A 520-nucleotide genomic window follows, 5' to 3' on the forward strand; every position below is an offset into this window, starting at 1 on the left:
TCAGGTGTTGCAGCCATTTGTGCGCGAATTGGATTCAAATCAACATACGCCATACAGGCGAGTACGGCCGCATCATCTAACAAGGCTTGAGATTTAAACCGCCCTTCCCAAAAACGGCCTGTACACTTGTCTTCTTTATTGGCCATTCTAGCAATCGGTTCACTCAAGGAACGCATAAACCAACTAATATCGGTTAAACGTTCTCGATATAGCCCAATACAATCATTAACCGTCTTTAATTCAAACTCATTAAGGACTTCAGCTTTAACAAATTTATGCGTCAACAGGGTGCCTTTAAAGCCTTTATGCCATTGGGTAAGCACATCTATATCAGACCATTCTTTGGCTTTATCCACATCGACTTTAAGCACCACATGTAAATGATTACTCATCACCGCATAAGCACAGATATCAATCGCGAAAATCGTCGATAATTCAATAATTCGGTTATCTACCCACTCACGGCGATGTTCATAGTTTTCGCCTGTCGACTTATCAAACCCACACAAAAATGCCTTAC

At 41.3% G+C, this 520-nt stretch carries 1 pseudogene; it reads right to left on the reverse strand.

The annotated features are described in order from the left end of the window. Nucleotides 1-520: pseudogene (locus BCU94_RS18885) on the reverse strand (transposase); the annotation flags it as partial.

It is taken from the genome of Shewanella sp. 10N.286.52.C2, from assembly GCF_002874545.1.
Lineage (GTDB): Bacteria > Pseudomonadota > Gammaproteobacteria > Enterobacterales > Shewanellaceae > Shewanella.